At 51.7% G+C, this 26,692-nt stretch carries 26 protein-coding genes; 8 read left to right on the top strand and 18 right to left on the bottom strand.

Going from position 1 to position 26,692, the window contains the following annotated elements; translation table 11 throughout:
* Positions 1-65: 65 nt before the first annotated feature.
* Both HFD92_RS20075 and HFD92_RS20070 read right to left on the bottom strand, forming a co-directional pair.
* Positions 66-1,259, bottom strand: coding sequence for an STY4528 family pathogenicity island replication protein (locus tag HFD92_RS20075; protein WP_167429598.1), 1,194 nt, complete (start codon positions 1,257-1,259; stop codon positions 66-68).
* Entirely contained in the window at positions 1,240-4,125 is a 2,886-nt protein-coding gene (locus HFD92_RS20070; protein WP_001138082.1) for a Tn3 family transposase, read from the bottom strand. Before HFD92_RS20070 ends, HFD92_RS20075 begins: the two co-directional genes overlap by 20 nt.
* Before the next feature lie 125 nt (positions 4,126-4,250).
* Between HFD92_RS20070 and HFD92_RS20065 the strand changes: the two genes are divergently transcribed.
* From HFD92_RS20065 to HFD92_RS20050, 4 genes are all read left to right on the top strand, one after another.
* Positions 4,251-4,865, top strand: a complete 615-nt coding sequence (locus tag HFD92_RS20065; protein WP_000904906.1) for a recombinase family protein — start codon at positions 4,251-4,253, stop codon at positions 4,863-4,865.
* 64 nt (positions 4,866-4,929) lie between these two features.
* A protein-coding gene (locus HFD92_RS20060; protein WP_085959879.1) for an IS3-like element IS1133 family transposase occupies positions 4,930-6,059 on the top strand; the annotation gives its coding sequence in 2 pieces (ribosomal slippage) (positions 4,930-5,176 and positions 5,176-6,059; 1,131 coding nt in all).
* 106 nt (positions 6,060-6,165) lie between these two features.
* On the top strand, positions 6,166-6,969 hold the full coding sequence (gene aph(3'')-Ib / locus HFD92_RS20055) for an aminoglycoside O-phosphotransferase APH(3'')-Ib (RefSeq protein WP_001082319.1): 804 nt from the start codon (positions 6,166-6,168) through the stop codon (positions 6,967-6,969).
* Positions 6,969-7,805 (top strand): aminoglycoside O-phosphotransferase APH(6)-Id, encoded by an 837-nt coding sequence (locus HFD92_RS20050; protein WP_000480968.1) that lies wholly within the window; start codon positions 6,969-6,971, stop codon positions 7,803-7,805. Before aph(3'')-Ib ends, HFD92_RS20050 begins: the two co-directional genes overlap by 1 nt.
* Before the next feature lie 237 nt (positions 7,806-8,042).
* Here HFD92_RS20050 and HFD92_RS20040 read toward each other — a convergent pair whose 3' ends face one another.
* Genes HFD92_RS20040 through dnaB-PI form a run of 4 tightly spaced genes read right to left on the bottom strand, consistent with a single transcriptional unit; the run spans position 8,043 to position 11,821 of the window.
* Positions 8,043-8,291: a hypothetical protein gene (locus tag HFD92_RS20040; protein ID WP_049852763.1), complete on the bottom strand. Its 249-nt coding sequence runs from the start codon at positions 8,289-8,291 to the stop codon at positions 8,043-8,045.
* Positions 8,292-8,336: 45 nt separating this feature from the next.
* Entirely contained in the window at positions 8,337-8,921 is a 585-nt protein-coding gene (locus HFD92_RS20035; protein ID WP_101826812.1) for a DUF2857 domain-containing protein, read from the bottom strand.
* A gap of 3 nt (positions 8,922-8,924) precedes the next feature.
* A complete protein-coding gene (locus tag HFD92_RS20030) occupies positions 8,925-10,436 on the bottom strand; it encodes a ParB family protein (protein WP_167429566.1) in 1,512 nt (503 codons plus the stop codon).
* A complete protein-coding gene (dnaB-PI, locus tag HFD92_RS20025) occupies positions 10,436-11,821 on the bottom strand; it encodes an SPI-7-type island replicative DNA helicase (RefSeq protein WP_167429565.1) in 1,386 nt (461 codons plus the stop codon). Before dnaB-PI ends, HFD92_RS20030 begins: the two co-directional genes overlap by 1 nt.
* Positions 11,822-12,409: 588 nt before the next feature.
* Between dnaB-PI and HFD92_RS20020 the strand changes: the two genes are divergently transcribed.
* From HFD92_RS20020 to HFD92_RS20010, 3 genes are read left to right on the top strand one after another with little or no spacing between them, the layout of a single operon-like run.
* A complete protein-coding gene (locus tag HFD92_RS20020; protein WP_167429564.1) occupies positions 12,410-12,985 on the top strand; it encodes a hypothetical protein in 576 nt (191 codons plus the stop codon).
* Entirely contained in the window at positions 12,967-13,437 is a 471-nt protein-coding gene (locus HFD92_RS20015) for a hypothetical protein (RefSeq protein ID WP_167429563.1), read from the top strand. The genes HFD92_RS20020 and HFD92_RS20015 overlap by 19 nt, the downstream gene beginning before the upstream one ends.
* Positions 13,437-13,823, top strand: a complete 387-nt coding sequence (locus tag HFD92_RS20010; RefSeq protein WP_167429562.1) for a thioesterase family protein — start codon at positions 13,437-13,439, stop codon at positions 13,821-13,823. The genes HFD92_RS20015 and HFD92_RS20010 overlap by 1 nt, the downstream gene beginning before the upstream one ends.
* A 32-nt stretch (positions 13,824-13,855) precedes the next feature.
* On the opposite strand, the gene HFD92_RS20005 is transcribed toward HFD92_RS20010, so the two are convergent.
* From HFD92_RS20005 to HFD92_RS19950, 12 genes are all read right to left on the bottom strand, one after another.
* Positions 13,856-15,508: a TraI domain-containing protein gene (locus HFD92_RS20005; RefSeq protein WP_167429561.1), complete on the bottom strand. Its 1,653-nt coding sequence runs from the start codon at positions 15,506-15,508 to the stop codon at positions 13,856-13,858.
* Positions 15,498-17,015 carry a UvrD-helicase domain-containing protein gene (locus HFD92_RS20000; RefSeq protein ID WP_167429560.1) on the bottom strand — a complete coding sequence of 506 codons (1,518 nt, stop codon included), beginning with the start codon at positions 17,013-17,015 and terminating at the stop codon, positions 15,498-15,500. The genes HFD92_RS20005 and HFD92_RS20000 overlap by 11 nt, the downstream gene beginning before the upstream one ends.
* Positions 17,016-17,131: 116 nt before the next feature.
* Positions 17,132-17,812 (bottom strand): N-6 DNA methylase, encoded by a 681-nt coding sequence (locus HFD92_RS19995; RefSeq protein WP_167429559.1) that lies wholly within the window; start codon positions 17,810-17,812, stop codon positions 17,132-17,134.
* An 89-nt stretch (positions 17,813-17,901) separates the two neighbouring features.
* Entirely contained in the window at positions 17,902-18,213 is a 312-nt protein-coding gene (locus HFD92_RS19990) for a DUF5983 family protein (RefSeq protein WP_167429558.1), read from the bottom strand.
* Positions 18,210-19,148 (bottom strand): DUF1281 domain-containing protein, encoded by a 939-nt coding sequence (locus tag HFD92_RS19985; RefSeq protein WP_167429557.1) that lies wholly within the window; start codon positions 19,146-19,148, stop codon positions 18,210-18,212. The genes HFD92_RS19990 and HFD92_RS19985 overlap by 4 nt, the downstream gene beginning before the upstream one ends.
* Before the next feature lie 101 nt (positions 19,149-19,249).
* Positions 19,250-20,236 (bottom strand): ArdC family protein, encoded by a 987-nt coding sequence (locus tag HFD92_RS19980; protein ID WP_167429556.1) that lies wholly within the window; start codon positions 20,234-20,236, stop codon positions 19,250-19,252.
* 75 nt (positions 20,237-20,311) lie between these two features.
* Entirely contained in the window at positions 20,312-20,908 is a 597-nt protein-coding gene (locus HFD92_RS19975) for a hypothetical protein (RefSeq protein ID WP_167429555.1), read from the bottom strand.
* A 71-nt stretch (positions 20,909-20,979) separates the two neighbouring features.
* Positions 20,980-21,591 carry a hypothetical protein gene (locus tag HFD92_RS19970; protein WP_167429554.1) on the bottom strand — a complete coding sequence of 204 codons (612 nt, stop codon included), beginning with the start codon at positions 21,589-21,591 and terminating at the stop codon, positions 20,980-20,982.
* 113 nt (positions 21,592-21,704) lie between these two features.
* Complete coding sequence (locus tag HFD92_RS19965; RefSeq protein WP_167429553.1) at positions 21,705-22,313, bottom strand: hypothetical protein; 609 nt, start codon at positions 22,311-22,313, stop codon at positions 21,705-21,707.
* 109 nt (positions 22,314-22,422) lie between these two features.
* Positions 22,423-22,764, bottom strand: coding sequence for a hypothetical protein (locus tag HFD92_RS19960; RefSeq protein WP_167429552.1), 342 nt, complete (start codon positions 22,762-22,764; stop codon positions 22,423-22,425).
* A 98-nt stretch (positions 22,765-22,862) separates the two neighbouring features.
* Entirely contained in the window at positions 22,863-23,210 is a 348-nt protein-coding gene (locus HFD92_RS19955) for a hypothetical protein (RefSeq protein WP_135778128.1), read from the bottom strand.
* A 298-nt stretch (positions 23,211-23,508) separates the two neighbouring features.
* Positions 23,509-24,405, bottom strand: coding sequence for an integrase domain-containing protein (locus HFD92_RS19950; protein WP_167429551.1), 897 nt, complete (start codon positions 24,403-24,405; stop codon positions 23,509-23,511).
* Between the two features lie 928 nt (positions 24,406-25,333).
* Here HFD92_RS19950 and HFD92_RS19945 point away from each other — a divergent pair.
* Complete coding sequence (locus HFD92_RS19945) at positions 25,334-25,957, top strand: hypothetical protein (protein ID WP_167429550.1); 624 nt, start codon at positions 25,334-25,336, stop codon at positions 25,955-25,957.
* Positions 25,958-26,692 lie beyond the last annotated feature (735 nt).

Here is a 26,692-nt window from a genome sequence, read left to right as displayed (position 1 = left end):
CCGCTCACTTTTTAACCTCTACTACACCGTGCAATACTGCTCGCTCTTGTGAGTCCGCTGGCTACCTAATCATTTCTCTGAGATCCAACAGACATTCGAAGACTCTGAACGATTTCTCTTACGCGCTCTTCACTGCACGTCTGCCGGCTATCAGGGCGGGAAGGCTTAAAAGGGCGTAGTTCAGGGCGCGGTGACGAGCTCATGTGATCAGGTACTTTTCGTACGTTTTCTGCAGGATAAAGCTCCCCCTGTCGGGCCTTTTTAAGCACCGTCAGCAACCAGCCAAGCGGGTTTTGCAGGCTGCCTTCACGCTGTGCACGAATAACATTCGACAGCACCGAGGCAGAACGCTCGGGCGACAGCGCCTGCAGCTGGCGATTAACCATGTCGCGGTCTGCTGGTTTCAGCAGTGAGGCGAAGTCATCTGGCAGGCAAACCGAACCGGTTACGTATGTTTTATCTGTATTATTAGTAAAACTACGTACGTAACTGTTCGGATTCCGAACCCGGTTGCCATTCCCGCTACTCTCACTGTGTTCGGAATCCGAACCGGGCTGCAGATCATGCTTTTTTAAGCTGAGTTCGGAATCCGAACCCGGCGAGCGGCCTGTCTGCCCGGGTGCGGCACGGCGGATCGATTCTTCAGGACTTTGGGCTGAGCCCAGACGGGCCTCAATCATCTGGAGATGACTGCGATGATGGAGCATTGTGGGATCAAGCCGGATTTCACTGATGATTATCTTTGCCGTGGCGCTGACGGTCCGGTTACTGCTCAGACAGGCTTCAGCCACCGTTTTAAGCCAGTGTGGGTCGAACATTTCTGCATCAGCAAATGACAATGGCTCATCATGCTGCGCATAAATATTTCCTCTTACCCTTCCCTTTTCATCCCTGACGCGTTTGCAGAGGCTGAGCCAGCCCGTGATGCGTAACATCAGAAGTATCCGGCTGATGGTCTCTTTTGATGCCCTGCCTTTACCCGGCGTTGCCAGCTGCAGCTGCAATTCTTCATAGGAGGGAAAAACGGTACCGTCATTGCTCAAAGCGTGTAAGCGGATAATTATCCAGCCCATTTTATCAAGCGGGGAGAGACGTTGATCGAGAAGCAGCCGGCGCGGCATAGAATCGTGTATGTTACCCGTGAACAACAGACCGCCACGGACATAGCTGTTCTGTTCTTCCGGTAAACGTGCCGTCAGCCGATCAGGGGTCGTTTGCGGGAGGGGGCGGAATCCTACGCTAAGGCTTTGGCCAGCGATATTCTCCGGTGAGATTGATGTGTTCCCATCCGAGCGGCGAAACATGGGCCAAGAGATCGGGCGATAGCAGCTTTCCATCGCGTTTCTGGTTTGCAACGACCTCGCCGAGCTTCATGGTGTTCCAGAAGATGATGATGGCGGCGAGCAGATTCATGCCGGCGATGCGGTAATGCTGGCCTTCGGCGGAACGGTCGCGGATTTCACCGCGGCGGTGGAAGCTGATTGCCCGCTTCAGCGCATGATGAGCTTCGCCTTTGTTGAGCCCGATCTGGGCACGCCGTTGGAGTTCGGCATCCAGAATCCAGTCGATCATGAACAGGGTGCGCTCGACGCGACCGACTTCCCGCAGGGCTGTCGCGAGCTCGTTCTGCCGCGGATAGGAGGCGAGTTTCCGCAGAATCTGGCTTGGCGCGACGGTCCCGGCAGCAATGGTGGCGGCGATGCGCAGGATGTCGGGCCAATTGCGCTCGATCATGGCTTGGTTGACCTTTCCGCCGATCAACGCTCGCAGGTGCGCCGGGGCGGCCGACGGATTGAACGCGTAGAGCCGTTTGGATGGCAGGTCGCGGATGCGCGGAGCGAACCGGTAGCCGAGAATGGCACATGCGGCAAAGACGTGATCGGTGAAGCCGCCCGTGTCGGTGAACTGCTCGCGGATATGGCGTCCAGCATCGTTCATCAGCAGGCCATCGAGGATGTAAGGCGCTTCGCTTGCCGTTGCAGGAATCACCTGGGTTGCGAACGGCGCATATTGGTCGGAGACGTGGCTATAGGCTTTCAGGCCCGGGGTATTGCCATATTTCGCGTTGACCAGGTTCATGGCCTCACCTTGCTCTGTAGCGACGAAGAACTGTCCGTCGCTCGAAGCCGACGTGCCCATGCCCCAGAACCGGGCCATGGGTAACGCTGCCTGTGCCTCGACCACCATGGCCAGCGCCCGGTCATAGGCTTCGCCCTCGACATGCCACCGTCCAATGCGGATCAATTCCCAGAAGGTGTGGGTGTTTGTCGCATCCGCCATTTTGCGCAAGCCGAGGTTGATCCCTTCCGCCAAGATAACGTTCATTAGCCCGATCCGGTCAGCGCAGGGTGCTCCTGTGCGCAGATGGGTGAACGCTTCGGTGAAGCCGGTCGCCGCATCCACCTCCAGCAGGAGATCGGTGATGCGCGTGGGCGGGATCTGCTTGTAGAGATCGAGCACCAGATCTTCGGCGCCTGTCGGCGCGGCGGCTTCGAGTTTCTCGATATGCAGAACGCCGTTTTCAATCGACCCGCCCGGGATCGTGCCTGCGCGAGCGGCACGGCCAAGCTCGCGCAACCGCATGTCGAGGCGAGCTTGCCGGTCTGCCAGCCATTCCTCCGGCCGCAATGGCACAGCGAGACGACCGCCTTCCGCGATGGATTGTGCCGGAACGAGTGCGTGTTTCAGATCGCCATAGCGCCGGGACCTAGTAAGCCAGACATCTCCGGAGCGGAACGCATCGCGCAGATGGAACAGCACCGCGATCTCCCATAGGCGAGCGTCGCCAGCCCTCTGGGCCCGAAGGTGGCGATGCCATTTCGAGCTGGGCCGCAAGAAGCTGGTCATCGCGGCATCGTTCAAACCGGTACGAAGGGCCGTCACCGCTTCCAGAAGCGGCAGTGCAACGGGCGCAGCTCGCAGATCGAGCAGGCGCAACATGCGTGGAGCGTATCGGCGGAAGCGGTGATAACCGTCGAGCACATGATTGAGCGGATCGTCGGCCATGGTGGCGGTCAGCCTGGTTGCCATTGCAACAAGGGTTTTTAAGCCGTCCCACCCTGACCCACTCGCGATGACATCGCCCAGCGGCTGGCCATCATCCTGTGCATCGACCAGGGCGCCCCCGATCTCGGCGAAGGATTTCAGGGTGTCACGCACCACCCCCGCTTCGTCTGCGACCTTTGCATGGCAAATACGCTCCGAAGCACGGTAGAGACGGCCGACGATCCGGTCGTGGGTTTCGACCACTGCGTCGGCCAACATCGCCTGCCATTCCGAGACGCAAACAGCCAAGATCGCAAGCCGCCTGTCCTCCGGGAGATCGCGCATGCCGTCGGCATAATACCGTTCACCCTGCCTGCGCAGACGAGTCACCCGATGGGCAGGAACGCCGGCAAGCAGATCCTCGGGGAGATCGATGCGTTGCAGATATTCGAGCCGGTCGAGCAGCCGGTTGGCCGACGAAGAGTTCGAGCCAGGCTCGAACTGGCGCAGCCACACAAAACGGGTCACCCGATCATCAGCCGTCTCCTCGAGCAATGCCAGCAACTGTTCTCGGATCGACATAGGCAGCCGACTGGCGATCCTCGTCTCGATGCGTCGCTCGGCATCGACGAGAGCCGCGGCACAAAGCCGCTCGATCGTGGATGTCGCGGGAAGGACAGTGCGGGTGCGTCGGCACTCGGCTACGAAGCGACGGGCGATATCCTCGTTCGACACCGCCATCTCGGCTTCTCGGAACAACCATTCCTTCAGCTCGCTCGCACCACGTCCGGAGAAGGTGCGGAAGCCGTAGAGCCCCCGTAACTCGGCAAGATGCTCGTGCCGTGTTTCCTCGCGGGCAGCATAGTCTACGAGATCGTCGGCACCCAGGCCAAGCTGCGCTCCGATAAATTCGATGACCTCTGCAGGGATCAGTTCGCCTGGAGCCAGCACCCGGCCGGGATAGCGCAGGACACACAATTGCAGGGCGAAGCCGAACCTGTTGTGAGCGCGCCGACGCAGCCTGATATGCCCAAGGTCTTCATCACTCAGCGTATAGTGCTTGAGCAAATCCGTCTGTGAAGTCGGCAAGCGCAACAGCGCGTCTTTCTGCCGATCGGTTAGAGTGACGCGACGCGGCATACATGTTCCTTTTTCAAAATCTGATAGCGTTCAAGACGCTTTGTTTATGAAGCTGGTTGAGATACATTTCCAGAGGTCAATGCAATCGTGGCCGAAGCGCCGCCTCAAACCAACGTTTGTGATACATGCTGATCGGATATGCCCGCGTCTCCAAAGCCGATGGCTCGCAGTCTCTCGACCTGCAGCACGACGCCTTGCGCGCCGCAGGTGTCGAACGGGACAATATCTATGATGATCTTGCTTCCGGCGGTCGTGATGATCGCCCTGGCTTGACTGCCTGCCTCAAGTCATTGCGTGACGGCGATGTGCTGGTGGTCTGGAAGCTCGATCGCCTCGGACGATCGCTTGCCCATCTGGTCAACACGGTGAAGGAGCTGTCAGACCGCAAGATCGGCCTGCGGGTTCTGACTGGAAAGGGCGCTCAGATCGACACCACGACTGCGTCCGGTCGCATGGTGTTCGGAATCTTCGCCACCTTGGCCGAGTTCGAGCGGGATCTGATCCGAGAGCGCACCATGGCGGGTCTCGCCTCCGCGAGAGCGCGCGGTCGCAAGGGCGGACGAAAATTCGCGCTCACCAAAGCTCAGGTGCGTCTCGCGCAAGCCGCCATGGCCCAGCGCGATACTTCAGTTTCCGATCTCTGCAAGGAACTCGGCATCGAGCGCGTCACTCTCTACCGATATGTCGGTCCCAAAGGCGAGCTCAGAGACCATGGAAAGCATGTTCTCGGACTTACGTAGTGGACTTGCCTCGGTTTCGTTCCGGTCTTTTTGAGAGCATTATTTGTTATCAAGGAGACCATATATGTCATTAAAGCATAGTGATGAATTTAAGCGTGATGCAGTTCGCATAGCACTCACTAGTGGCTTAACACGCCGTCAAGTTGCGTCAGATTTAAGTATTGGGCTTTCCACGCTTGGGAAATGGATCGCATCAATTTCCGATGAAACTAAAATTCCTACCCAAGACACTGATCTTCTGCGTGAGAATGAACGTTTACGCAAAGAGAACCGTATCCTTCGGGAGGAGAGGGAGATATTAAAAAAGGCAGCAATATTTTTCGCAGTACAAAAGCTGTGAGATTTCAGTTTATTACGGATTACCGTGGCTCTCTCTCACGTTCACGCATATGTCGTTTGATGGGCGTAACAGATCGTGGTTTACGTGCATGGAAACGCCGTCCTCCATCACTGCGCCAGCGTCGTGATCTTATACTTCTAGCGCATATACGTGAGCAGCATCGGTTGTGTTTGGGGAGCTATGGTAGGCCGCGTATGACAGAAGAGTTGAAAGCGCTGGGCCTGCAGGTTGGGCAGCGTCGGGTTGGACGTTTGATGCGCCAGAATAACATTACAGTTGTTCGAACGCGTAAATTCAAACGGACAACGGATAGTCATCATACCTTCAACATTGCACCGAACCTATTAAAACAAGACTTTAGCGCAAGCGCACCCAACCAGAAATGGGCAGGCGATATCACTTATGTTTGGACCAGAGAAGGATGGGTCTATCTTGCTGTTATCCTTGACCTGTATTCCCGTCGCGTGATTGGCTGGGCAACAGGTGATCGATTAAAGCAGGATCTTGCATTAAGGGCACTGAATATGGCGTTGGCTTTACGCAAACCACCACCGGGTTGTATTCAACACACAGACCGTGGGAGCCAATATTGCGCTCATGAATATCAAAAGCTACTGCTCAAACATCAATTGCTGCCGTCCATGAGCGGGAAAGGCAATTGTTTTGATAACTCCGCAGTAGAAAGCTTCTTTAAATCATTAAAGGCTGAGTTGATTTGGCGCAGACACTGGCAAACAAGGCGAGATATTGAGATTGCAATCTTCGAATATATAAATGGCTTTTATAATCCACGCCGAAGACATTCAACACTCGGCTGGAAATCGCCGGTGGCATTTGAGAAAAAAGCCGCTTAAAATGAGAGATAGACCGGAACACAACCGGTGCAAGTCCATAGCAACTCGTTTCTTTTCGCAGGTTGAGCCACCTCCGCGCTTCATCAGAAAACTGAAGGAACCTCCATTGAATCGAACTAATATTTTTTTTGGTGAATCGCATTCTGACTGGTTGCCTGTCAGAGGCGGAGAATCTGGTGATTTTGTTTTTCGACGTGGTGACGGGCATGCCTTCGCGAAAATCGCACCTGCTTCCCGCCGCGGTGAGCTCGCTGGAGAGCGTGACCGCCTCATTTGGCTCAAAGGTCGAGGTGTGGCTTGCCCCGAGGTGATCAACTGGCAGGAGGAACAGGAGGGTGCATGCTTGGTGATAACGGCAATTCCGGGAGTACCGGCGGCTGATCTGTCTGGAGCGGATTTGCTCAAAGCGTGGCCGTCAATGGGGCAGCAACTTGGCGCTGTTCACAGCCTATCGGTTGATCAATGTCCGTTTGAGCGCAGGCTGTCGCGAATGTTCGGACGCGCCGTTGATGTGGTGTCCCGCAATGCCGTCAATCCCGACTTCTTACCGGACGAGGACAAGAGTACGCCGCAGCTCGATCTTTTGGCTCGTGTCGAACGAGAGCTACCGGTGCGGCTCGACCAAGAGCGCACCGATATGGTTGTTTGCCATGGTGATCCCTGCATGCCGAACTTCATGGTGGACCCTAAAACTCTTCAATGCACGGGTCTGATCGACCTTGGGCGGCTCGGAACAGCAGATCGCTATGCCGATTTGGCACTCATGATTGCTAACGCCGAAGAGAACTGGGCAGCGCCAGATGAAGCAGAGCGCGCCTTCGCTGTCCTATTCAATGTATTGGGGATCGAAGCCCCCGACCGCGAACGCCTTGCCTTCTATCTGCGATTGGACCCTCTGACTTGGGGTTGATGTTCATGCCGCCTGTTTTTCCTGCTCATTGGCACGTTTCGCAACCTGTTCTCATTGCGGACACCTTTTCCAGCCTCGTTTGGAAAGTTTCATTGCCAGACGGGACTCCTGCAATCGTCAAGGGATTGAAACCTATAGAAGACATTGCTGATGAACTGCGCGGGGCCGACTATCTGGTATGGCGCAATGGGAGGGGAGCAGTCCGGTTGCTCGGTCGTGAGAACAATCTGATGTTGCTCGAATATGCCGGGGAGCGAATGCTCTCTCACATCGTTGCCGAGCACGGCGACTACCAGGCGACCGAAATTGCAGCGGAACTAATGGCGAAGCTGTATGCCGCATCTGAGGAACCCCTGCCTTCTGCCCTTCTCCCGATCCGGGATCGCTTTGCAGCTTTGTTTCAGCGGGCGCGCGATGATCAAAACGCAGGTTGTCAAACTGACTACGTCCACGCGGCGATTATAGCCGATCAAATGATGAGCAATGCCTCGGAACTGCGTGGGCTACATGGCGATCTGCATCATGAAAACATCATGTTCTCCAGTCGCGGCTGGCTGGTGATAGATCCCGTCGGTCTGGTCGGTGAAGTGGGCTTTGGCGCCGCCAATATGTTCTACGATCCGGCTGACAGAGACGACCTTTGTCTCGATCCTAGACGCATTGCACAGATGGCGGACGCATTCTCTCGTGCGCTGGACGTCGATCCGCGTCGCCTGCTCGACCAGGCGTACGCTTATGGGTGCCTTTCCGCAGCTTGGAACGCGGATGGAGAAGAGGAGCAACGCGATCTAGCTATCGCGGCCGCGATCAAGCAGGTGCGACAGACGTCATACTAGATATCAAGCGACTTCTCCTATCCCCTGGGAACACATCAATCTTACCGGAGAATATCGTTGGCCAAAGCCTTAGCGTAGGATTTCGCCCTCTCCCGCAAACGACCCCGATCAGTTAATTTTGTGACTGCCTGATGGATAAGGCTGTCATCTGGTAATGTCATTCTTCACCTTCTGAATACAAAAAAATGCTGAGCAATGTGCCGCTAAAGGCTCATCGCTCAGCATTCTGACTACGCTTCAGTTGCGCATAGCCGTGTTATAGCGCTCATGGTTCATCATCTCCCAGGTACGCCCTTCATCACGGCTGAGCAGTCGCCAGAACGGGCCGAGATCAATCTTGTAATAGCCCGTGCGGTTTTCATTCAGGCGCTTATAGTTACGCTCTCCGTGCCAGAATCGTTGAACCGCGCTGACCGCTTTTTTAGACAGTGACGCCGGAACAGTCGTCGGGGCTTTCAGGCCCGGTATGATCTCTTTAAATCGCATCCTGCCCCCATCTGATTACAGTGAACGCACTCCGCCGGTTAAAACTCATGCTCTTCTCCGCGTGGCCGCTGTCAGATTTTCACTCTCCCACTTGAGAACAGTGTTCCAGACTGCAGTGAGAGAAATATCCATTTGTTCTGCGGCAAGCAGCATCAAATCCAGCCCCTCATCCGTTTCGCTTCGAAGTGCTTTATTGTCATTTGCCGCCCAGATTTCCCACAGCTCCGTACTTTGTTCATCGCTAAGAACGGTTCCACGACCTGCACGAACTTTTATGCCGGCTATCCTGCGACGCGCCGCAACGTCATTACTCATCAGCCCGAAAAAATGCTCCATGAGCTTGATGGAACCACCCAGAGCAAGTGCGCGATCAATACGTTGCTTACGCGTTTGTTCTTCCCTAGCTTGCGTCATCAGTCGGGCCAGATTGTCCTGGTTTATCTGGAACGAAAGGACAGAAACCTCGCTATTGATGATGTAATGAATATCTTCAATGGTCATATCTTTCAGCGTGGCAATCTCTTCAGACGTTAGTCCCATTTTGTCACAGCGCCGTATAAACCCATTTTTGAGTTCCATGACTAAGTCAAGCAGGAAGCCATTAGCAGCCCGGGAGAGGTTCGTGTTCATCAGTTACCCTTCATTTGCAGGAACAATGGAAGCAGCACTTTTGCGCTGCAGTTCTCGGAGACGACGAAGGATCCTGATTAGCCGAAACACCGTCAGGGTTTGCTCGTCATCAAAAACAGGTTTGGCTGATTCAGATGACCCGATCAGCAATTCAGAAGTGAGGTTCGCAGCATCCTGATAACTCGTATCGTCTGTCAGTGAAGCGAGAAATAAGGCTACAAGAGGAGCATCATTAACAGGCACTGAAAGCCGATAACCAGACTGTGATGCGTTTTCGCTGGCAGGTGTTAACGAATTACCACAGTCATGAGCACTGGCAATATCCCAGCTCAGACGCCAGGCCAAACTTTGCAAATGCTCAATGTCATCCTGAAGGGCACTAACGTGCCAGAGCGAATGGATTTCTGGTTGAGCAACAGCTGGCAAATAATCATCTGGGCCTTGTAAAGCATGCGATTCATCTTCTTTTACTAAAGAAGATGAATCCTTAGGTTGCTCCTTTACGGTAGGTTGCTCTACGCCAGAAGTATCATCCTCAAGCAGGGTTGAATCGCCTGGAGTCAATTCATCAGACAGCTGACTGAGTTCAGCTACATCGTCATTTGCAACCGTTGTGGAATTGGCCGGTAAACCAGAAGAAACAGCAAAAGTAATGTCTTCAGCAGGTTCTGCTTTTACTTTGTCGGCACCACGTAGCTCAAGCAACCAGCCATCATAGTCAAGGTCATCGCAAGGAAACGCATCTGTAAGGTCGCCAATAAGTTCATCAGTGAACATTTCAATTGACCATAGTTCAGGATCATCAAATTTACGGCAGCACTCGCCAAATACATTTGTGAAATCGGCTTCTGTACAAATATTCTTTTCAAACCGGTACTTATCCCAAACTTTTTCAGCTCCATGACGGAGTTTGAGCAATTTTCTAAGCTCACGACCACCAAAGCCGGATGCGAGCAATACAGGCATCCAGGGATAGATATTTGTCACCACATCTTCCATTCGGCTAACACTGGAGAAATGTACGGGCAGGCCGCTGTTAGTTAGTTCAACGGCAAGATTACGCAAAGAAATTTTTTTCCCACGTTCTTCTTCGAGCAATAACCGCGCTTCACTTACAGAGAGAGCTTTATCGATGAAAGTTAACTGTCCATGAGTTTCATTTTCAGCGAGGTGCCCCGCGAGACACTGGAAGCGTCCAGGCCACGGCTTTTCAATGCAGGTCATTTTGAAAAAACGTGGATCTCCAGTCTCATCCCAAAGTTCACGCATGATGGTGTAACGCGTGTTACCGCCATCGCTAAAGGTCCACTTACCATCGGGAAGACGGGGATCGCGCGTCACTAAAGGCACAGAATTAAGACCGCGCGCGCGAATAGATGCTTTGAGATCATCAAACAAAGGATTACGGCTTTTGCGCGGATTATCTGGATTCACACAAAGTTCATCCAGAGTAAAATCCCTGGCCTGATTGCTACTATTAACAAACGAGTTTTCTACCAGTTGAAGTTTACTCATTAACCAGCACTCCTAAAATCGTAACCAAAGTCATACCCGCCTTCAGGATATTCACTGAAGAGAGTAAACCTGCTGTCAAACTGGGTTTTGATGGTGCCGGTAGGGCCTTGACGCTGTTTACCGATGATGATTTCAGCCTGACCGGGATGCGCCGTATCAGCGTGGTAGACTTCATCGCGGTAAATAAATGCAATCAGGTCAGCATCCTGCTCAAGAGCGCCTGAATCACGCAGATCACCATTATTGGGACGTTTGTCCGCACGCTGTTCTACCTGTCGATTGAGCTGCGACAGAGCCAAGATGGGACAGTCAAGCTCTTTGCCAAGCGCCTTAAGCGAACGGGAAATTTCGGCGATTTCCTGCGTGCGGTTTTCCATATCCGGGCATCGCATAAGCTGTAAATAATCGACCATGATTAAGGCAGGCTTGCCGTACTTACGAACATAGCGACGCGCACGGGTACGTAGCGTCGCCGGCGTCTGGAAGCTGTTGTCGTCGATAATAAGTCGGTCGCGCCACGCTGCTATTTCTGTTGCGCCCTGGCTGATGCGGCCCCAATCTTCATCGCTCAGGTTGCCACTACGAAGTTTGGTCAGATCAACACGGCTGCGCATCGATAGCATGCGCATAGTTAGCTGATCAGTTGGCATTTCAATACTAAAAATAAAGACAGCGTCTTGAGGCTTACTTTCTATTGCACCGATGCACCAACTAACAGCCAGAGCGGTTTTACCCATAGAGGGACGTGCTGCGAGGATAATCAGATCACCTGGTTGCAAGCCACATGTCATGAAGTCCAATTCAGCCATGCCTGTTGATGTTCCAGTGATACCGTTTTCAGTTGCAGTAGCTACTTCAAGCTTGCTGAGCACTTGATCAAGGGCAACCATAATTTCTGATTCGCACTCGTTTGCGCTTGTGCCTTGCTCATGAAGCCGGAAGAGCGCATTTTCAGCTTGATCTGCGACCGTTTGCGAACTGAGCCGATTGGTTTGGATATCAGCTACAAGGCTGTTGCCGATAACCAGCAGAGTACGCAAACGGCTCTTTTCAACGATGACATCCGCATAACCAAGAATGTTTGCAGCTGAAGGCGTGTTCTTGCTCAATTCCGCTAAGTAAGCAAAGCCGCCACTTTGCTCAAGCGCACCGTCACGCTCCAACTTCTCGCTAAGGGTTATCAGGTCGATAGGCTGGGATAACAAAGACAAGCTGCTCATCGCCTTAAATATATGACGATGGGCAGCGACAAAGAAATCTTGTGCTGTCAGTAGGATGTTTATTTCATCCCAACGGTCATTATCCAGCATCAACGCACCCAGAACACATTGTTCGGCTTGCGTTGAATGAGGTACAGCTAACTGAGTGCTGGGCTGATTAGGCATGAGTCTATCCCTCCACAGAACATGTGGATTTGCTGAGCTATGGATAATGGATGTGTTACGTAATTGCAGACCTAGCAGTTAGTTCAGTTACGTATTGATCTAAATAAGTGTCGATAAGACCTTGAACGATTTTCGAAGCGCTTATAACTCGACCTGATGAATGAGTAAGCTTTACTGCACACCCTTCCAGATTGTTACGTCTTACTGGACCTATATAAATGATGGGAGCCGGGGCTCGTGATTGATTATGTGAGGGCATATCATCTCCAGGATAAGTTTTACTTAGGACTTTCCTTAACCCAAATGACGGGAAAGGAATATCAAATTGCTAAAACGGAGCGGAACCCTGATTGCTCAAAAACCCTCTCAGATGGCTTCTGGATGGGTTATGCCCTCACTTCTCACTTAAAAAGCGTCAAGAAAAGGTCATTTTATGATAATGTTTAACACTAAATTTGTTAACTGTTTACATATTACCACTACTAATGCCTTTTATGCAATTTTTTCCCATTAATCAGGAATTATTCCCGAAACCTATGCAATTTTTTCCTTTAAAATCATTGCAATAATTTCCGTTAAGGAATGCGAATGTTAGACACGATTGAGAAGAGACTTAAGTGTTGCAGGGCTGCGACGGGTACAACGCCACAGGAAGTTGTGAGCTACATACAGCAAAAAAATATGGACCTGTCCTACACCACTTACACACGCTGGGAATCTGACGGTTCAGTTCCTGCTCGTAGAATGGATGTGATTCATATAATTGCTGAGTTTTTCACCGAGAATGGTCTGCAGGTAAATGGTCAGTGGATCATGACGGGTGAAGGGTTCCCGCCCCAGTTCACAGAATATGCGAAGCTCGATGAAGACACGCTTTTCATCCTTGCAAGCCGCCAACTACCAGATGTTGAACTGGTTCAGATAGGCGGCATGTATGGTGAACCATATGTAAGTTTCGGAGAGTTCTGTATTGTATCTACAGTCACAAATATCGACCCTAATAATAATAAATTGTGTTATGTAAAAAGTGAAAGTGGGTTACATATTGGTGTACTGAAAGTAATGGATGAAAAATCAATCATTCTGGAAGGTAACCAAAGCATAACACTGATGAAAAATGATATTTATGAATGCCGGAGAGTTAAATGGATTCAAAAGAAGTGAAGTTAAAATTTCATCAGTGCAGCAATGAAGTAATAAATTTCCTCGATAAACTTGAGCGTACTACATACATTTCTACATTACTGGTCGTTAATAACAACATTTCAGCCCACCAAAGCAACGGCTACGCTGAATGGGATAACAAATTTTATTACGAAGGTAAGTATAAAGACAGCCTGTTAATAAAGATGGGAATTGAGCTTACAAAAATAAGCAAAGGTGACGTCAGCACTGTCATCTGGGATGACGCCTTACGCAATGAAAAAAATAACTTCATTGATACGCAAAGGAAAGAACATAATATATATCATGGCGTTAGCTTCATATATGGTATAGAGAATGATATGAGCATGGCGCTTAATATCTGCACCGGATCTGATACCTCGCAAAAAGAATTTGAAAATCTGATACTGCCAATGCGCTTTGCACTACTGAACTACTTTAAGGACTTATAATGTTTACCAAAACCTATTCCGTGGATGAAAAGCACGTTGATTTTCAAGGCGTTGTGGATGGACTATATTATCCCTTCTACATGGAGTGGACGCGTCACGCCTTTATGAAAGAGGAACTGGGACTGGATCTGGAACAGGAGTTCGCTGAAGGGCGCCTTCACATGATCCTTGAATACACGCTGCGCTTTAAAAAGAGCCTGCAGAAAGGGGATGAAATGCAGGTAACATGCGCCCTTCAGGCAAACGAGAAGCGCAGCCGTGTCAATTTCGTCCAGCAAATACTGGTTAACGATGTTGTGTATGCAGAAGCGGTATTCACCGCTACGTGTATCGCTAACGGCAGACCTGGTATCCCTGATGTAGTGAAAAATGCTATTCCTGTCTGAGTTTTCTGAGGGAACCCTGCCGGGTTCCCCTGTCAATTTTCAATCAGTATATATCGACTGTCTTTAACCTTATCCTTTCCTGCTTGATAAAATAAAGAGAGCCGAACTAAATATCCACTCCGCTTCTGATATTTACCTTCCAGACCTTCAGACTCATATATTCTCACCCTAAAAAAACGCTTATCGTTACGCATATGCAATACGCCATTCTTTTCAAATGACGCCTGAACAGCCCTACGATCGTTATCAATGCCTGCTGCCTCAATGAATTTAAAAGGTGCTCCCGGCAGGGAAATAAACATAAATCCACTCACTGCATGAAGCAGACTGTCGCTCTCATTCACGCTGAGAGATTTATTATTAACTGACTCTCTGAGCCACAATAAAAACTGCTCACCAAGATTACCTGCATTACTGCTTTCAGGTGCAGCGAGAATAACGGGGTGTTCACACGCCACTTTTTCGTTGTCGGTTTGATCCAGCACTGAATCAATCACAGGCGATATTTCCTGCGGCCTAGCATCGGGAATAAGTTCCGGGCTTTCATCCGGAACTGCAATCATCTGTTCATTCATATCCTGTACAGGCAAACACTCATCTGCTGTAGCCGTAACTGCTCTCTCCGCCTGTTCATCCTCGTTGGTGTCCGCCGGTTCAGCTGCTGCAAACATGCTGAGAAGGACGGTCGTATCATCATCATCCGCTTTTTCAGCCACTGGCTGCTCAGTTACTGCGCCGCAGTTTTCTGAAAGTGCCGAGGGCAAAGATCCGGTTTCATCATCCGCACTTAACGAAGGTTCTGCGTTCACTGGTGCGAGACCGGAGGCCAGATCCTCAGCACTTTCCGACCGGGTATCGGCGAGTGCAGAGGCGGCACTGATGATATCGCCCGGGGATATCGTTACCGGTATCCCCGGATCCGGCACCAGCTCCGCAGCGGCTATTGCAGGTAAGCCCGTCTGCGCATAACCGGCGGGTGAACCGCTCATTCCTCGCGCTTTGTCGAGAATTTCTTTGATGAGCGGCATAGCTGCCGCATCCCCGCCGGCCAGAGAAGCCATCACCCGCATGGCCTGGCGATCGCCACAGAGCCAGGTGACTCCGTCATCAGGCAACAGCCTGGCGGCCATTATTGCCGCCGTACCGGCATCAGCTACATTGCTTATCCGAAATCGATAGGGCGCACCCGGCGATGACAGACCGGGGATCCAGCATTGCCCGTCCAGTAATTCACCTTCAATCCTGCTCAGTTGTGGCAGATGCGCGGTAAGCGCTGACCAGAAAACAATCGCATTCCAGAGCGTGTTTTTAGCGGCCTGTTCCTCGGGTGACGCGCCGGGAGGAAACATATGGCCTTTTGCCAGCCTAACGCTGCAGGCGGTAAATTTCAGGGTGAGATCTATGTATCCGCCCTCTTTACTCCATTCACCTTCCGCGCTGGCCGGCACGTTCTGTACGCTCTCAACGAGTTTTTGAAGCGGTGCTAGGTAAAGCCGGTTATAAATCTCCTCAGGCAAAGACGTGTTATCCCAGATTTGCCTGAGAAGGAGCTTACGATGCGGGGAAGAAAGAAGCTCTACGGCTGAATTTGGCGCGAAATATCCCGGCGGAACCTTACCGCCAGCCTGCGCTGATTTAGCCGCGTTTTGCCCCCCGGATATCATGGTTATGAGCTTACTGAACATTCTGGCTCCCTGATAATTCAGCTTCATTGCTGATATTAAGCGCAGCCTTTGCGCTTTCTGAGTCCTTTCCGTCCGGCGTTTCAGAGTCTCCACTTAGTGCATCGAGGCAGCCGGTCACAATACAGACCAGCTCATTCGGCACCAGAATTTTGCGCGCGCGCGTCACCGATACGTACAGAAGATTCAACTCATCTTCTTTTTCGCGCGGGTTTAAAAGGGGATCGGTAATATCAACAAAATCGTCGTTCATTTTGACCACGTTCCACTCAAGCCCTTTACTGCGGTGCGCCGTGACGACCGTCACATCAGCATCGCTTTCGCGCGTCACCGCCTGCTTTTTTAACACGGCCAGTAGCATTGGCAGCGGAAAGAACATGTCCAGAAGCCGAACTCCCTGCCCCATTTCCGGATCCTTTGTTGCTTTGGCAGTAGACCGGTATGCTTCAAAATCGCTGAAGTCTCGCGTCAGCTGCGGCGACTGGATGCGATCCGGCATATCGACCGAAAGCCAGTACAAATCTTCCAGTTCACCAATGCGATATCCCTCCATGCCGCCCACCCAGTACACCTTTTTACCCGTCAGGCTCTCCATCAGGGCTGAGCCAATCACGCCCGCTACCGTTCGGCTGATAACGCAGCAGTGCGCGGTTCCGGCGGGCAGTTCAGGTACAACCTGGTCCTCACCGCCAAGGCCGCAGATCCGGCGGGTTTCCCCCGCCTCGGCAAGCAGGGTATTCGCAACGTCTGCGACCGCCGGCCCAAACCGGAAGCTGTTCGTCAGCCACAGCCTGTCTGCAGTCTCCAGCTGTAGAGAAACGAGAGCGTTTTCCGCCCCCCTGAAGCGATATATCTGCTGATAACGATCGCCGACAAGGATGATGCGACAGGGCTGGCTAAGAACAAACTGACTGGTCACCGGATTCGCATCCTGCGCCTCATCGAACAGGATTACGTCCCATTGCTTGTTCAGCTCCGGAACGGACAGCTGATAAAGTTTAAGATAGGTGTCATGCGTTACCGGAAAATGTGAGTCCATACGGGTCATTTCGTGCCATATGACCTGTGCAGCACCGAGTATTTTGCCCGCGTCCAGTCCGCTCCGTTCGCTCTCATCGGGCAGATGCAGAAATGAGATTTCTTCGTCGGCGCTGTACAGAAAGGTATTGAGCGTGTTCAGCGCAGTCCGAGCCAGCAGCCAGTGACGGGTGTTGAGCAGCCGCGCAATATCCGTTACGCGCAGAGACGTGGTTAGCCGCGCCTGAAAGTGCCGCCCGAACGCCGGCCATGCCAGTTGATGAAACGTTCTGCACTCGACGTTAAAAGGAAAACGACGCTCGGACTCCTCCCTGATCGCGCGATTGTAAGCGAGATAAAGCATCCGCTCCGTGGGGTTTGCCAGCGCGTAGGCTTCAAGCGTGGACGTTTTGCCCGTACCGGCAAACGCCGTAACGACAAGTTTTGTGCCTTTCCAGGCGATGATCTGTGCCTGCTCCTGCGTGGGTTGCATTTATTCAGTACCTCCGTCAGCGTCATGCCATGAACCATGCCCTGCCGGGGAGGCGGTATCCACCGCAAACTCTATACTGACCAGCAAAAAAAAACGCCTCCGGAGAGGCGTTATGGTCAGGCTGCGCGTTGCTCTGCGCGGCCGAGTTTTACTGCCCACCTGGCGGTGTAGTGCAGCGGGGTGTAAAGCGTGCGACGCCGTTCAAGCGTCAGCGCATTTCCGGTCACAACCTCTGCCGCAATGCCGCAGAGCGAGAGCTGTATATAGGACATACTGGCGGCCAGCGGATCAACGTCCGTCACCGACACCCACAGCTGTTCTGAGACCGTGTAACCGCGCTGAGCAAACTCTTCAGCGAAGGCGATGACCATACAACCTGCACCGCTCGCCGGTTCCTGCAGGGTAATGAAGTCTTTTCCCTGCATCAGCGCATCGATGCCGGAAAGCTGCACTGATGCCATCATTCGCGATACGTCCCACGGCGTAAAAAACTGGCCGCGATACTTATCTCCCAGCTCAAGCTCCATAAAAACGCTGCCGAGAAAATCACAACGTTCCTGATCGAGCGCCATCACGACGTGACCCAGTAACTCAGCCATCCGGGTGACGTCTTCCTTCTCGTAGCCGGCAATTATGCTCAGATACTGCTTTTCCAGCTCTGCATCGTGCGCAACACCGTTGTGCAGCGCAATAGCAGCGCAGCTGACGAAGTCCTCAAACACTTTGTGCCGGTGATGATAACGGGCCGTGATGTTGAAAATCTTCAGGAATGCGCTGCGATGGTTGATAAAAGTCATGCGTGTTCTCCATAAAAAAAGGGGAACACGCCCCTGAGGAGGTGTTCCCCTCAGGGTGTGAGGCAAGCCCTACGGCCCGCCTTTTTTGGTTAGCAGCTGTACGTGGTGAATCCTTCCGCCTCCGGAGCCCCTGATTCAAAAATCAGGATTTCCACGGCATCCGAACGCATCAGTGAAGCGATCACGCGGCGGGCTTCTTTCGATAACCCGGCTTCTTTCAGCCGCAGAACCGGCGCGGTACACGCGGTTAACCGCAGAAGATAGCCCCCACCGATATAGTGGACCCACTCACCGTCACCGACTTCACGGGTCGTGATTTCATCCAGCAGCGCATTGTCTTCTGCGCTGAGGTGAGCCGTCGAAATAACGCGGCAGCGAAGGTACTCACTGTTGCCGCTCATACCTGTGCCGCATGATGAACGGATGTTGCACCTTCTGATTCATAAGGTTCAACTACCGGCACCAGATGCAGCCCGGGCCTGCCGTCGTCCAGCTCGTCAATAATCACCTCAGCACTGCAGACGTGCTCGCCCCGATCGTAACAGTCATAACCATCAAGATCGTGAATCGGCTCGCTGTACCAGTGCCGAATTTCACAGTCAAAGGTCGATGACAGTGCCGCGATGACCTCTGCTGCCGGCGGGAACCAGGCGGAATCAAACGCAAGTTTTATGCTGCTGACGCCATCACGTTCCCAGCTGACATTGTGACCTGCCGGCCACTCCATACCGTACTGCCGGCAATAGAGGCTGCAGGACGTAGACGCCCCGGACAGGAGTCCGCCACTTCCGTTCAGTTCGGCAGCCAGCCGGCTCGGGATTATCTGCAGCATATCGCAGGGTTGCGCCCTGTCAGGCAGCTGACTCAGTCGTTCCCAGCACTGGCCCGGATCGATTTCCCGGGAAAGCGTGGCAATACCAAACCAGTCTGCATAGCGTTCCTCAATGAGTCGCGCGATATGTCTGCGTGAAACGTCCGGAATACTGTCCCAGCGGATCGCGTCGATACCCGACTGATGGTAAAGCCGCTCAATTTTGCGCAGATGCTCCCCGTCAAGCGGTACGTCATTGCGCAGTAAACCGAGCCACTGCTCAAACGCCAGGTTGGCTGGCGTGCCCTGTCCCGTTCCGCTCTGCATTAACTCGGGAAACGGCGGAAAAGACTCCGTTTTAACCGGGCGTAGCAGGCCGCCATACCCCGCCAGAAACAGCTTTATGCTGCGCATGACGGCGTGACGGTAAAGCGGTACAGCTTCACCGCTGATCCACTCTTCCATAATGCTGATGAGCGCGGATTTTCCGGTGATTTCTAAACGGTTATGGCACCAGTCTGACATGGTAGATTCCTCTTTTTTCAAAAAAAGAGGGCACTGTCCCGTGAGGAACAATGCCCTCACGGGACGGCAACGTGTTTACTTAACGATGCCGGGTTGGTGTGTTATGCAGCTTCAGCCGCACTTTTATCTAACTGCAGTAAGAATTCTGACGCTTCTCTTGCGTGCCGGCAGGCACGGAAAAGCGCTTTTTTGTCCGACTTCAGTACCTCAAGCCATGAATTTATATAGCTGTCGTGCTGGACATCGCCAAACACACCGAGCTGGGCGCAGAGAAACGCGCTGCCCATCTCCGCTATCAGCTCCTCAAACGCATAAACCGGATCGCCGAACTTTTTCGACGGTTTGGTTATGCCTTCGCGGTTCAGTCGTGACTCATGGCCGGTGGCGTGCACAACTTCATGCAGCAGCGTGCTGAAATAGTCGGCGTGGGTAAAAAATTGTTCAGCCTTCGGCATCAGTATGGAATCAGTGTGTCTGGCGTAACAGGCCCGGTTCTGTAATCTGAACTCAACCTTAACGCCCGCCATATGCACAATCTCACATATCCGTTTTTCCGTCGGCCAGTCGATCGTAGCGGGGTATTCAGCTACGGGAGGCTCATGCGGTACAGCCGCAACACTATCCGGTAAACCGTCACACTGCTCTACGTTAAACAGGAAGTTAGGCTTTATCATGGCCCGCGATTCCATCAGTGGCTTACCGTCGGAATCAAACAACTTGTTTCCGCTGGCGTCCTCAGCCTGCTTTTCAAAAGGTCTGAAGATAATTGCCTCTGATGACGTTTCACCTTTGCGAACCTGACCGCCCAGCTCCTGCGCCTGACGATACGTTACCCAGCGATCGGTGCTGTATCCTTTTTCCTCTGCGGCCAGCCATAACAGCAGCACGTTTACGCCGCTGTAAGGCTTACCGGTTAAGGCATTAACCGGTAACGGACCCGCTGCGGCGTAGCGGCCAGCAGTGCGCCACGGTTTTTTCCATGGCGCCACGCCGTTCTCAAGTGCCTCAACGATACGGTCAGTGACCTTCTGGTACAGATCGACACCCTCAGTTTTCTTCGTGCGACGGGTTTTGGTTGGTTTAGTCATGGGATGCTCCTTAAATGAAAAAAAGGGCGCATCCCTCCCCTGACGGGCGAGAAATACGCCCGTCAGGGAAAGTGGTTAACGCACCGGAGAAATAATCTTTCCGTCGGTGGTTATGCTGTTCAGCCGCAACCGGAGTTGCCACCTTGAATGATAGAAAGCGTGGCGGTCATGCCGCTTACTGTCAGTAAACATTGCTTCTTCAAGCATTAAAGCTGCCGAACCGAACCACCGGGCCCGCTCTTCGTCGCAGCTGCAGTCACAAAAATCCGAAGTCCTCATCCGGTCGATCCGCTCACGGTACAGCGCGAGTTTACGCTGACTGAGCCAGCTGATGGTTTTGCGCTTCAGCTGATAGGGTGAACGGACAGACAGAACAACCACCCTGTCTACCGGCGTTATGGGACTGAAAAAGGCCGGGTCATCGACAGTGAGATCGTATGTCTCTGAGATATGACCAAACTTCAGTTCTACCTGCACGCCCGGGTGGGTACTCCCACCGCTGTATTCAAGCGCATAAATTCGCGCCTTGCGGTAGAAAAGCTGACCGGGCGATCCGTTCCTGAACTCCAGGAACAAACCTTCCTGCGAACTGATAACAAGCCTGACTGACATAGCATGATGGTAAGTTTCATGAAACAGCTGCGCGAGCGCGTCACTGCTGAAAGTAAACATAGGATCACCTGCTGTAATAGCGGGATCTGTCTCCTTCCGGAGAGCAAATCCCGGAAGGATGGGTATACAGGTCAGCTGTTGTGCTGCTGAGCAAGCCAGAACTCAATGCCTGATATGGCTTCCCACTCTTCAGTGGTGACCTGCTTGCCGGGACCGGAGGTTTTTACCAGCAGCAGGTGTTCAATTGCGCCGGGTATAACAAACGATGCCGGTATTTTTTCAGGTGCTTTGGTAAACATATCCATATTCCATGCCAGCCATCGCTGCGCGAAATGCCAGTTTTGCGGACAGGAACTGGTTATGTGATAGCTGTCGGGACATAGGTTATGCAGAAGAACCAGCACGATACGCACGAATAAATCCTGTTTGCATCGCTGGCTCTCCACTTTACGGTATGGCCGAAAATTATCCGAAAGCGTCTGCCTGAGATAGAACGGATTGAGGCAGTAGCCTTCGCCGTCCTTATGGTTGAATGTGACCGAACCATCTTCGTCAAAAAGTTCTGACGCGCGGTTCATGTCAAAACCCAGCTGCTTATAAGGCCGGAGTTGAGCGGGAAGAAGCCAGAAAGCTTCTTTGACTGCGTCGGTAAATCTGAACCACTGTTCATCATTTATGGACGCTCCCTGCTCAAACTGGTAAACGCCCGGAAGGACCAGAGGATCAGTTGGTGTATGTGTCATGATAAATCTCCATTAAAAAGGGGATTTACCGCCCACAGGGAGGTAAATCCCTGTTGGGCTAAGTTAGTCTATCCGGAGAGTTAATCCCGGAAGGATGGTTCATAAAGGTAATGTCAGCGTTTGCCGGTTTTCAGTTCTTCGAGCGTGAACTCAAGTTCTGAAATCAGTCCCCAGTCAGCCGTCGTAAACGGACGATCACCCCCGGAAACGCTTCTGATGAGCAATTCATCAGCTGCGCCGGTAATGAAACCTTCCGTGCTAAAAGGCTGAGGAGCATTACTGTCAGCAATCAGTTGGTGCCGTATTGCCCAGCGAACAGGAAGCGCCCAGCTGACGCCGCCGACTGATGACGTTATCTCAAAGCAGTCTGAGCAATGGTGATACAGCATCAGTAGCGCTATCCGCGTGAAGAAGTCGATGGGCTGACCTTCAGTTTCAATACGCAAATCAGGGCTCATATCCAGAGTAAACATCACGCTTTTGGATATGTGATTTCCTTCGTCTTTTCCACCGAATTCAAAAGCCCCGGGGTGAGTAAACATCATGGATGCGCGTTCCAAACGTGTACCGTTAGTTGGCGAGCACGGACGGAGATGTACCGGTAACAGCCAGAATGCTTCTGTGACTGCCAGGGTGAAACTGTGCCACTGGCTCGGGGATATCGATCCGCTCTGCTTCACGGTGTAGGTAACGTGTTGGGGCGGTACGGAGATTGGTGTCATGATAAATCCTCAAAAAAAGGGGATTTATCCCCCTGATGGGGAATAAATCCCCACAGGGTTAAGTCAGATTAGAAAGATTTTAATCGGCCAATTGCCAGATCTCCCTCCATCACTGATATGCATAACGCAGTGTTGCCATCTGATTCGCCAGCTTCAGTGCAAAACGGCGAGCCTGACGGTAAGAGCGGAATACCTCATCCGGCTTTTTCAGAGAACCAAACCGGTGATTACCGTAAAACGTGCCGGAACGTGTAAGTATGCCGGCCGTCCATTTTCCTGAAGGTAACTGATGAACCTGAACCTTAAAGCTGAGTGAGCCAGTCCGGTTCGTTATCCAGTCTTCTTTTCTTTTACCGGCCGTGACGCGATCTCGCAGGGATGACGCTGCTGCGGAGGCTGCTGAAAAGATGCCTTTTAGGGAAAAGGAGGTTGGTAATAAAAGGGTATACATGGTGTTTCTCCTGTTGAGCGGGAAACACCTGCCCTGTCGGGAAGATGTTTCCCGATGGGCATTCGCATAGCGAATGTATGGTTCAGACGACTGCGCTGTTACTTCTGAGCGGTGAACACTCTGAAGGTCGCAGCATCAGACGCGGCATGCTGAGCGGCTTTCGCTGCAGCTTTATGTGTAAAATGCTCACCGTGCCGGCTAAAAATGAATTCATCACCAGGCTGGCCTTCAATCAACGTTCTAGCCATAACAATGGCGTGATAACGTTGATCGTCAAACCAGACGCGTGAACGGAATTCATAATGACCGGAAGGTGAAGCAAGCCACGATGTTCCCCTGAGTGCAGCCTTAAGGTCAGGACATTCAGATGCAACGCGGGTTGCAACGGAAAGGACTAGATCGAATGGCGTACGCAACTCATTCAGAAACGAGCGGGTTATGGACATAGTTTCTCCAGAAAACAGAGAAACATTTGCCCTGTCGGGAATGTTTCCCCGAAGGACGGAGCCGGATGGTTGAATGTACCTTCATCGCCAGGCAGTAGGAGCCGTGATTGACGATATCTGCTTCCAAAGGCGAGCAGATGTACCACACTGATGTGTTCTCCCTTTCAGGCTACAGGAGTGTTATTTGCAGCTACCCGAAGGCGGTCATCTCAAGCTACAGACCATTGGTGGTTGTCCGAAGACAACGTAAGAAGCGTTTTAATAATAGCGTCTGCTTAAGGCAAATTACAAGAGCCCTTTATTCATCTGGCTCATCTGTCCGGTTATAAACCCGGGCAACGTAAGCACCACGTCCATCTCCGTGTCCAAGATCCATTGATACAAGCGCCTCAGCTTCTTTACGACTCATGCCATTCTCAAGATGATGGTTTACAGCATCCTGTGAATAAGCGTATCTGAGACTATGCGGCGCATGAATTCCGGTCATTCCACTTTCACGTAATACGTTATGATAACGATCAAGCGCCTGATGAAGCGTTGGCTTATCAATTAACTTACCGTTATTCTTTTCTATGTACTGAATAGCTTCATTTAACAGCTTACCAACCTTGGCTTTCTCAAAAACGGTGGCATCACGTGGACGCCCACCTTTAGATCCAAACACAACGCGTACATTATCATTTCCGGCTTCAAGACTTTTCCGCCAGGTTTTTAATGACTTTGCAGACTGAACCGTTTCCTCCGCACGTAAACCAATATATCTGGCGAGCTGCACACCTAAGGCAATCCCCTTGTCTTTCTCTGAGACCGTCAAGACAATTTCTTTAAGACGTTCATCAGAAATGGCAACTTTAGTGCCTTCGCGGCTGGCTCCAGAAATATTTAACGCCTGATTACTCAATTTTTCATGCGCTGGGTTAGCCAGAACGTTACGCCCACCTTGAGAAAGGATTGAACGTAATGCGGCCATTTCATTTTGCAGTGTCCGGGACGAAATATTTTCATCCTGACGACTACGAATATAGTTTTCGATATGTTTGGTTTTAATATGGCTTACGTCCCGAATCTGAATATTAAGGGTTGCCAGTCGCTCCGAAAAGCGACTGGCAATCTTTGAACGATCAGAAACCGTTTTAAAACTTCCTCCGCCCTGACGTGCGAGCGTGACGAGCTGCTTACCTAATTTTCCGGACATTGCTTTTCTCCATCAGAACCCACAGCTGTTGACCCGCTAACCCACAGCTGTATGACTCTGAATCTGTACGTCTCTTCCCCGATGACACGGTTGCTTTTGCGCTTCCTGCGTCTCGACTGGTATCTGTGCATCGGGGCGGCGAAATGTTGAGTTCTTGCGAGGCTCCCCAGGTCTCTGACCTGTTTGCGGCTTGCGCCGTGCTGACGTTAGTCAGTCTGCCTCCGTACACCAGTTTCCTGATGTCGCCATCGATACCGAGTCGATCATTCTCCTTCTAGTAAAACGCCCTTAACGAGTTGTTCGTTAACGTCGCGTCATGGTTGATAAATAGCCAGTTGAGCATCTGAAAACACGTAATACGTGCATGTCAGATTGTACCGGCATGCTGAAAACCGCACTGTACGTGGGTTTGGTCGTTATGCGCTGCGCGCGTCACTTTGTTCTCGTTTCACTCGAACCAAAGTGACGCCGCGCAGCTTCATGCTCCTAATGCGTCTTCCGCAAGCGCCCAAATGTTCCAAATGGGCTTATGCGTCATTGCAAAAGTCGTATGCAGCTCAGGGCGTATCCCTGAAAATTCTCATAACGTAAGTGAAGAAAGCATCGTGGGGATGCCTTGTCTGATGACGCTAGGCGTAGGTAAAAGCCCGGGCTTTGGTGTGATTAATGTACCCCCATCGTCGCGTCGTAGGTGCGCTTATTTTGACGATATCTGCTTCCAGGAGCGGGCAGATGTACCACACTGATGTGTTCTCCCTTTCAGGCTTCAGGAGTGTTTTCATAGCTACCCGAAGGCGATCCTCTCAAGCTACTGGACCATTGGTGGCCGTCATTCGACGACTTGTTACTATTGAAAAGATATCAACCAAGCTGTAGAAATGTCAATGTTGAATATTCGGAAACCTAAAAGAAGGAGTAGCTAAAGATCATGGACTGGCTAAAGTTAATAAGTTTCATCATTCCCTCAATTGCACTGTTTTTTAGCGTTAATGCAAGGTTCAAAGGGTTTAACAATGAGAGAATATCAGTTTACAAAGACATGAAATCTCTCTCATCAGAACTTAAAATGGAAGATTATGAGATAAAAGTAATTGATGATGAGTTAAATAAATTAGTTCTCAGGGAAGTCACTGGAATATATGAGATCACGCTTGCAAAGAGATTAATGAAAATCCTAAGCTGCAACCCAAACCTTGATGACTTTAAAATAAGTAGATTAAAAAGATTAACGCGCTGCATTCTAGAAAAGGACGTCTTACTTCAAGAACAAGATGCGGATATAGCGTTTTATTTAGACAAAGATCTTTTTAAAAAAAGGGCTCGCGAGGGTGTATTATTTATTATGGTGTTTTTTATAGGATTCACAGTATCCTTCATAGCTGGAAATTCATCTATCGTCAGAGAAGAGTTTTTTTGGGCTACCATCCAACTATTGATGTCATTATCTATGATAATAACAACGATTTTCACGGTACGCTCTTATCCAGCACCATGGAGATTTATATCACATAAAAAATTCATTGACGGGTTAAAGGGGTTCAAGAGTAATTAAATAGCAAACTATCAGCTAGAAAATAATCATAGCTATGTCCTTTTAACCTACAGCTATATGTAAGAAATACCCCAATTTCTAGATATGATTGATCTTTACCGGCGCATCAGCGCCAGATATGCGAAACAATCCTATTTTAAGAAATGACAACTTACAGCTGACGCTCATACGCCAGTTATAGGATTCAGCCGTATTTTACAGATTGTCCAGCACCGCAGCCGGTTCGCGGGCACTCGTCATGGGAAATAGCTCTACTTCTTGAACTACCAGCCCAGAGCTAACGCACCGACTCCTAATTTTGGATCCAGCCCTACTTTAAGGACCGCCCGGCGCTGCAGCGGGAACGCCGGCGCACGATGTAGGAAACAGTCTTACTTCGCAGGCCACACGGTACCGCAGCGGGTATGCCGGCACACGAAGTGGGAAACAGCCCTACTAGGGGCCGCCCGGCGGCGCTGCAGCGGGTATGCCGACACACGATGTGGGAAACAGCCCTACTTTGCGGGCCGCCCGGCGCTGCAGCGGGTATGCCGGCACACGATGTGGGAAACAGCCCTACTTTGCGGGCCGCCGGGCGCTGCAGCGAGAATGCCGGCGCACGATGTGGGAAACAGCCCTACATTGAGGGCGGCCGGGCGCTGCAGCGGGTATGCCGGCACACGATGTGGGAAACAGCCCTACTTTGCGGGCCGCCGGGCGCTACAGCGGGCGCTCCGGCGTCAGGTGTGGGAAACA

The sequence above is a fragment of the Pantoea sp. EKM101V genome (assembly GCF_011800325.1).
GTDB lineage: Bacteria > Pseudomonadota > Gammaproteobacteria > Enterobacterales > Enterobacteriaceae > Pantoea > Pantoea anthophila.
This window is presented reverse-complemented; position numbering and strand designations above follow the sequence as displayed.

Coding starts and splice junctions, on each gene's coding strand:
- HFD92_RS20070 (WP_001138082.1), bottom strand. CDS start 4,125: ATGCCGCGTCGCGTCACTCTAACCGATCGGCAGAAAGACGCGCTGTTG.
- HFD92_RS20065 (WP_000904906.1), top strand. CDS start 4,251: ATGCTGATCGGATATGCCCGCGTCTCCAAAGCCGATGGCTCGCAGTCT.
- HFD92_RS20050 (WP_000480968.1), top strand. CDS start 6,969: ATGTTCATGCCGCCTGTTTTTCCTGCTCATTGGCACGTTTCGCAACCT.
- HFD92_RS20040 (WP_049852763.1), bottom strand. CDS start 8,291: ATGCGATTTAAAGAGATCATACCGGGCCTGAAAGCCCCGACGACTGTT.
- HFD92_RS20035 (WP_101826812.1), bottom strand. CDS start 8,921: ATGAACACGAACCTCTCCCGGGCTGCTAATGGCTTCCTGCTTGACTTA.
- HFD92_RS20030 (WP_167429566.1), bottom strand. CDS start 10,436: ATGAGTAAACTTCAACTGGTAGAAAACTCGTTTGTTAATAGTAGCAAT.
- dnaB-PI (WP_167429565.1), bottom strand. CDS start 11,821: ATGCCTAATCAGCCCAGCACTCAGTTAGCTGTACCTCATTCAACGCAA.
- HFD92_RS20020 (WP_167429564.1), top strand. CDS start 12,410: ATGTTAGACACGATTGAGAAGAGACTTAAGTGTTGCAGGGCTGCGACG.
- HFD92_RS20015 (WP_167429563.1), top strand. CDS start 12,967: ATGGATTCAAAAGAAGTGAAGTTAAAATTTCATCAGTGCAGCAATGAA.
- HFD92_RS20010 (WP_167429562.1), top strand. CDS start 13,437: ATGTTTACCAAAACCTATTCCGTGGATGAAAAGCACGTTGATTTTCAA.
- HFD92_RS20005 (WP_167429561.1), bottom strand. CDS start 15,508: ATGTTCAGTAAGCTCATAACCATGATATCCGGGGGGCAAAACGCGGCT.
- HFD92_RS20000 (WP_167429560.1), bottom strand. CDS start 17,015: ATGCAACCCACGCAGGAGCAGGCACAGATCATCGCCTGGAAAGGCACA.
- HFD92_RS19995 (WP_167429559.1), bottom strand. CDS start 17,812: ATGACTTTTATCAACCATCGCAGCGCATTCCTGAAGATTTTCAACATC.
- HFD92_RS19990 (WP_167429558.1), bottom strand. CDS start 18,213: ATGAGCGGCAACAGTGAGTACCTTCGCTGCCGCGTTATTTCGACGGCT.
- HFD92_RS19985 (WP_167429557.1), bottom strand. CDS start 19,148: ATGTCAGACTGGTGCCATAACCGTTTAGAAATCACCGGAAAATCCGCG.
- HFD92_RS19980 (WP_167429556.1), bottom strand. CDS start 20,236: ATGACTAAACCAACCAAAACCCGTCGCACGAAGAAAACTGAGGGTGTC.
- HFD92_RS19975 (WP_167429555.1), bottom strand. CDS start 20,908: ATGTTTACTTTCAGCAGTGACGCGCTCGCGCAGCTGTTTCATGAAACT.
- HFD92_RS19970 (WP_167429554.1), bottom strand. CDS start 21,591: ATGACACATACACCAACTGATCCTCTGGTCCTTCCGGGCGTTTACCAG.
- HFD92_RS19965 (WP_167429553.1), bottom strand. CDS start 22,313: ATGACACCAATCTCCGTACCGCCCCAACACGTTACCTACACCGTGAAG.
- HFD92_RS19960 (WP_167429552.1), bottom strand. CDS start 22,764: ATGTATACCCTTTTATTACCAACCTCCTTTTCCCTAAAAGGCATCTTT.
- HFD92_RS19955 (WP_135778128.1), bottom strand. CDS start 23,210: ATGTCCATAACCCGCTCGTTTCTGAATGAGTTGCGTACGCCATTCGAT.
- HFD92_RS19950 (WP_167429551.1), bottom strand. CDS start 24,405: ATGTCCGGAAAATTAGGTAAGCAGCTCGTCACGCTCGCACGTCAGGGC.
- HFD92_RS19945 (WP_167429550.1), top strand. CDS start 25,334: ATGGACTGGCTAAAGTTAATAAGTTTCATCATTCCCTCAATTGCACTG.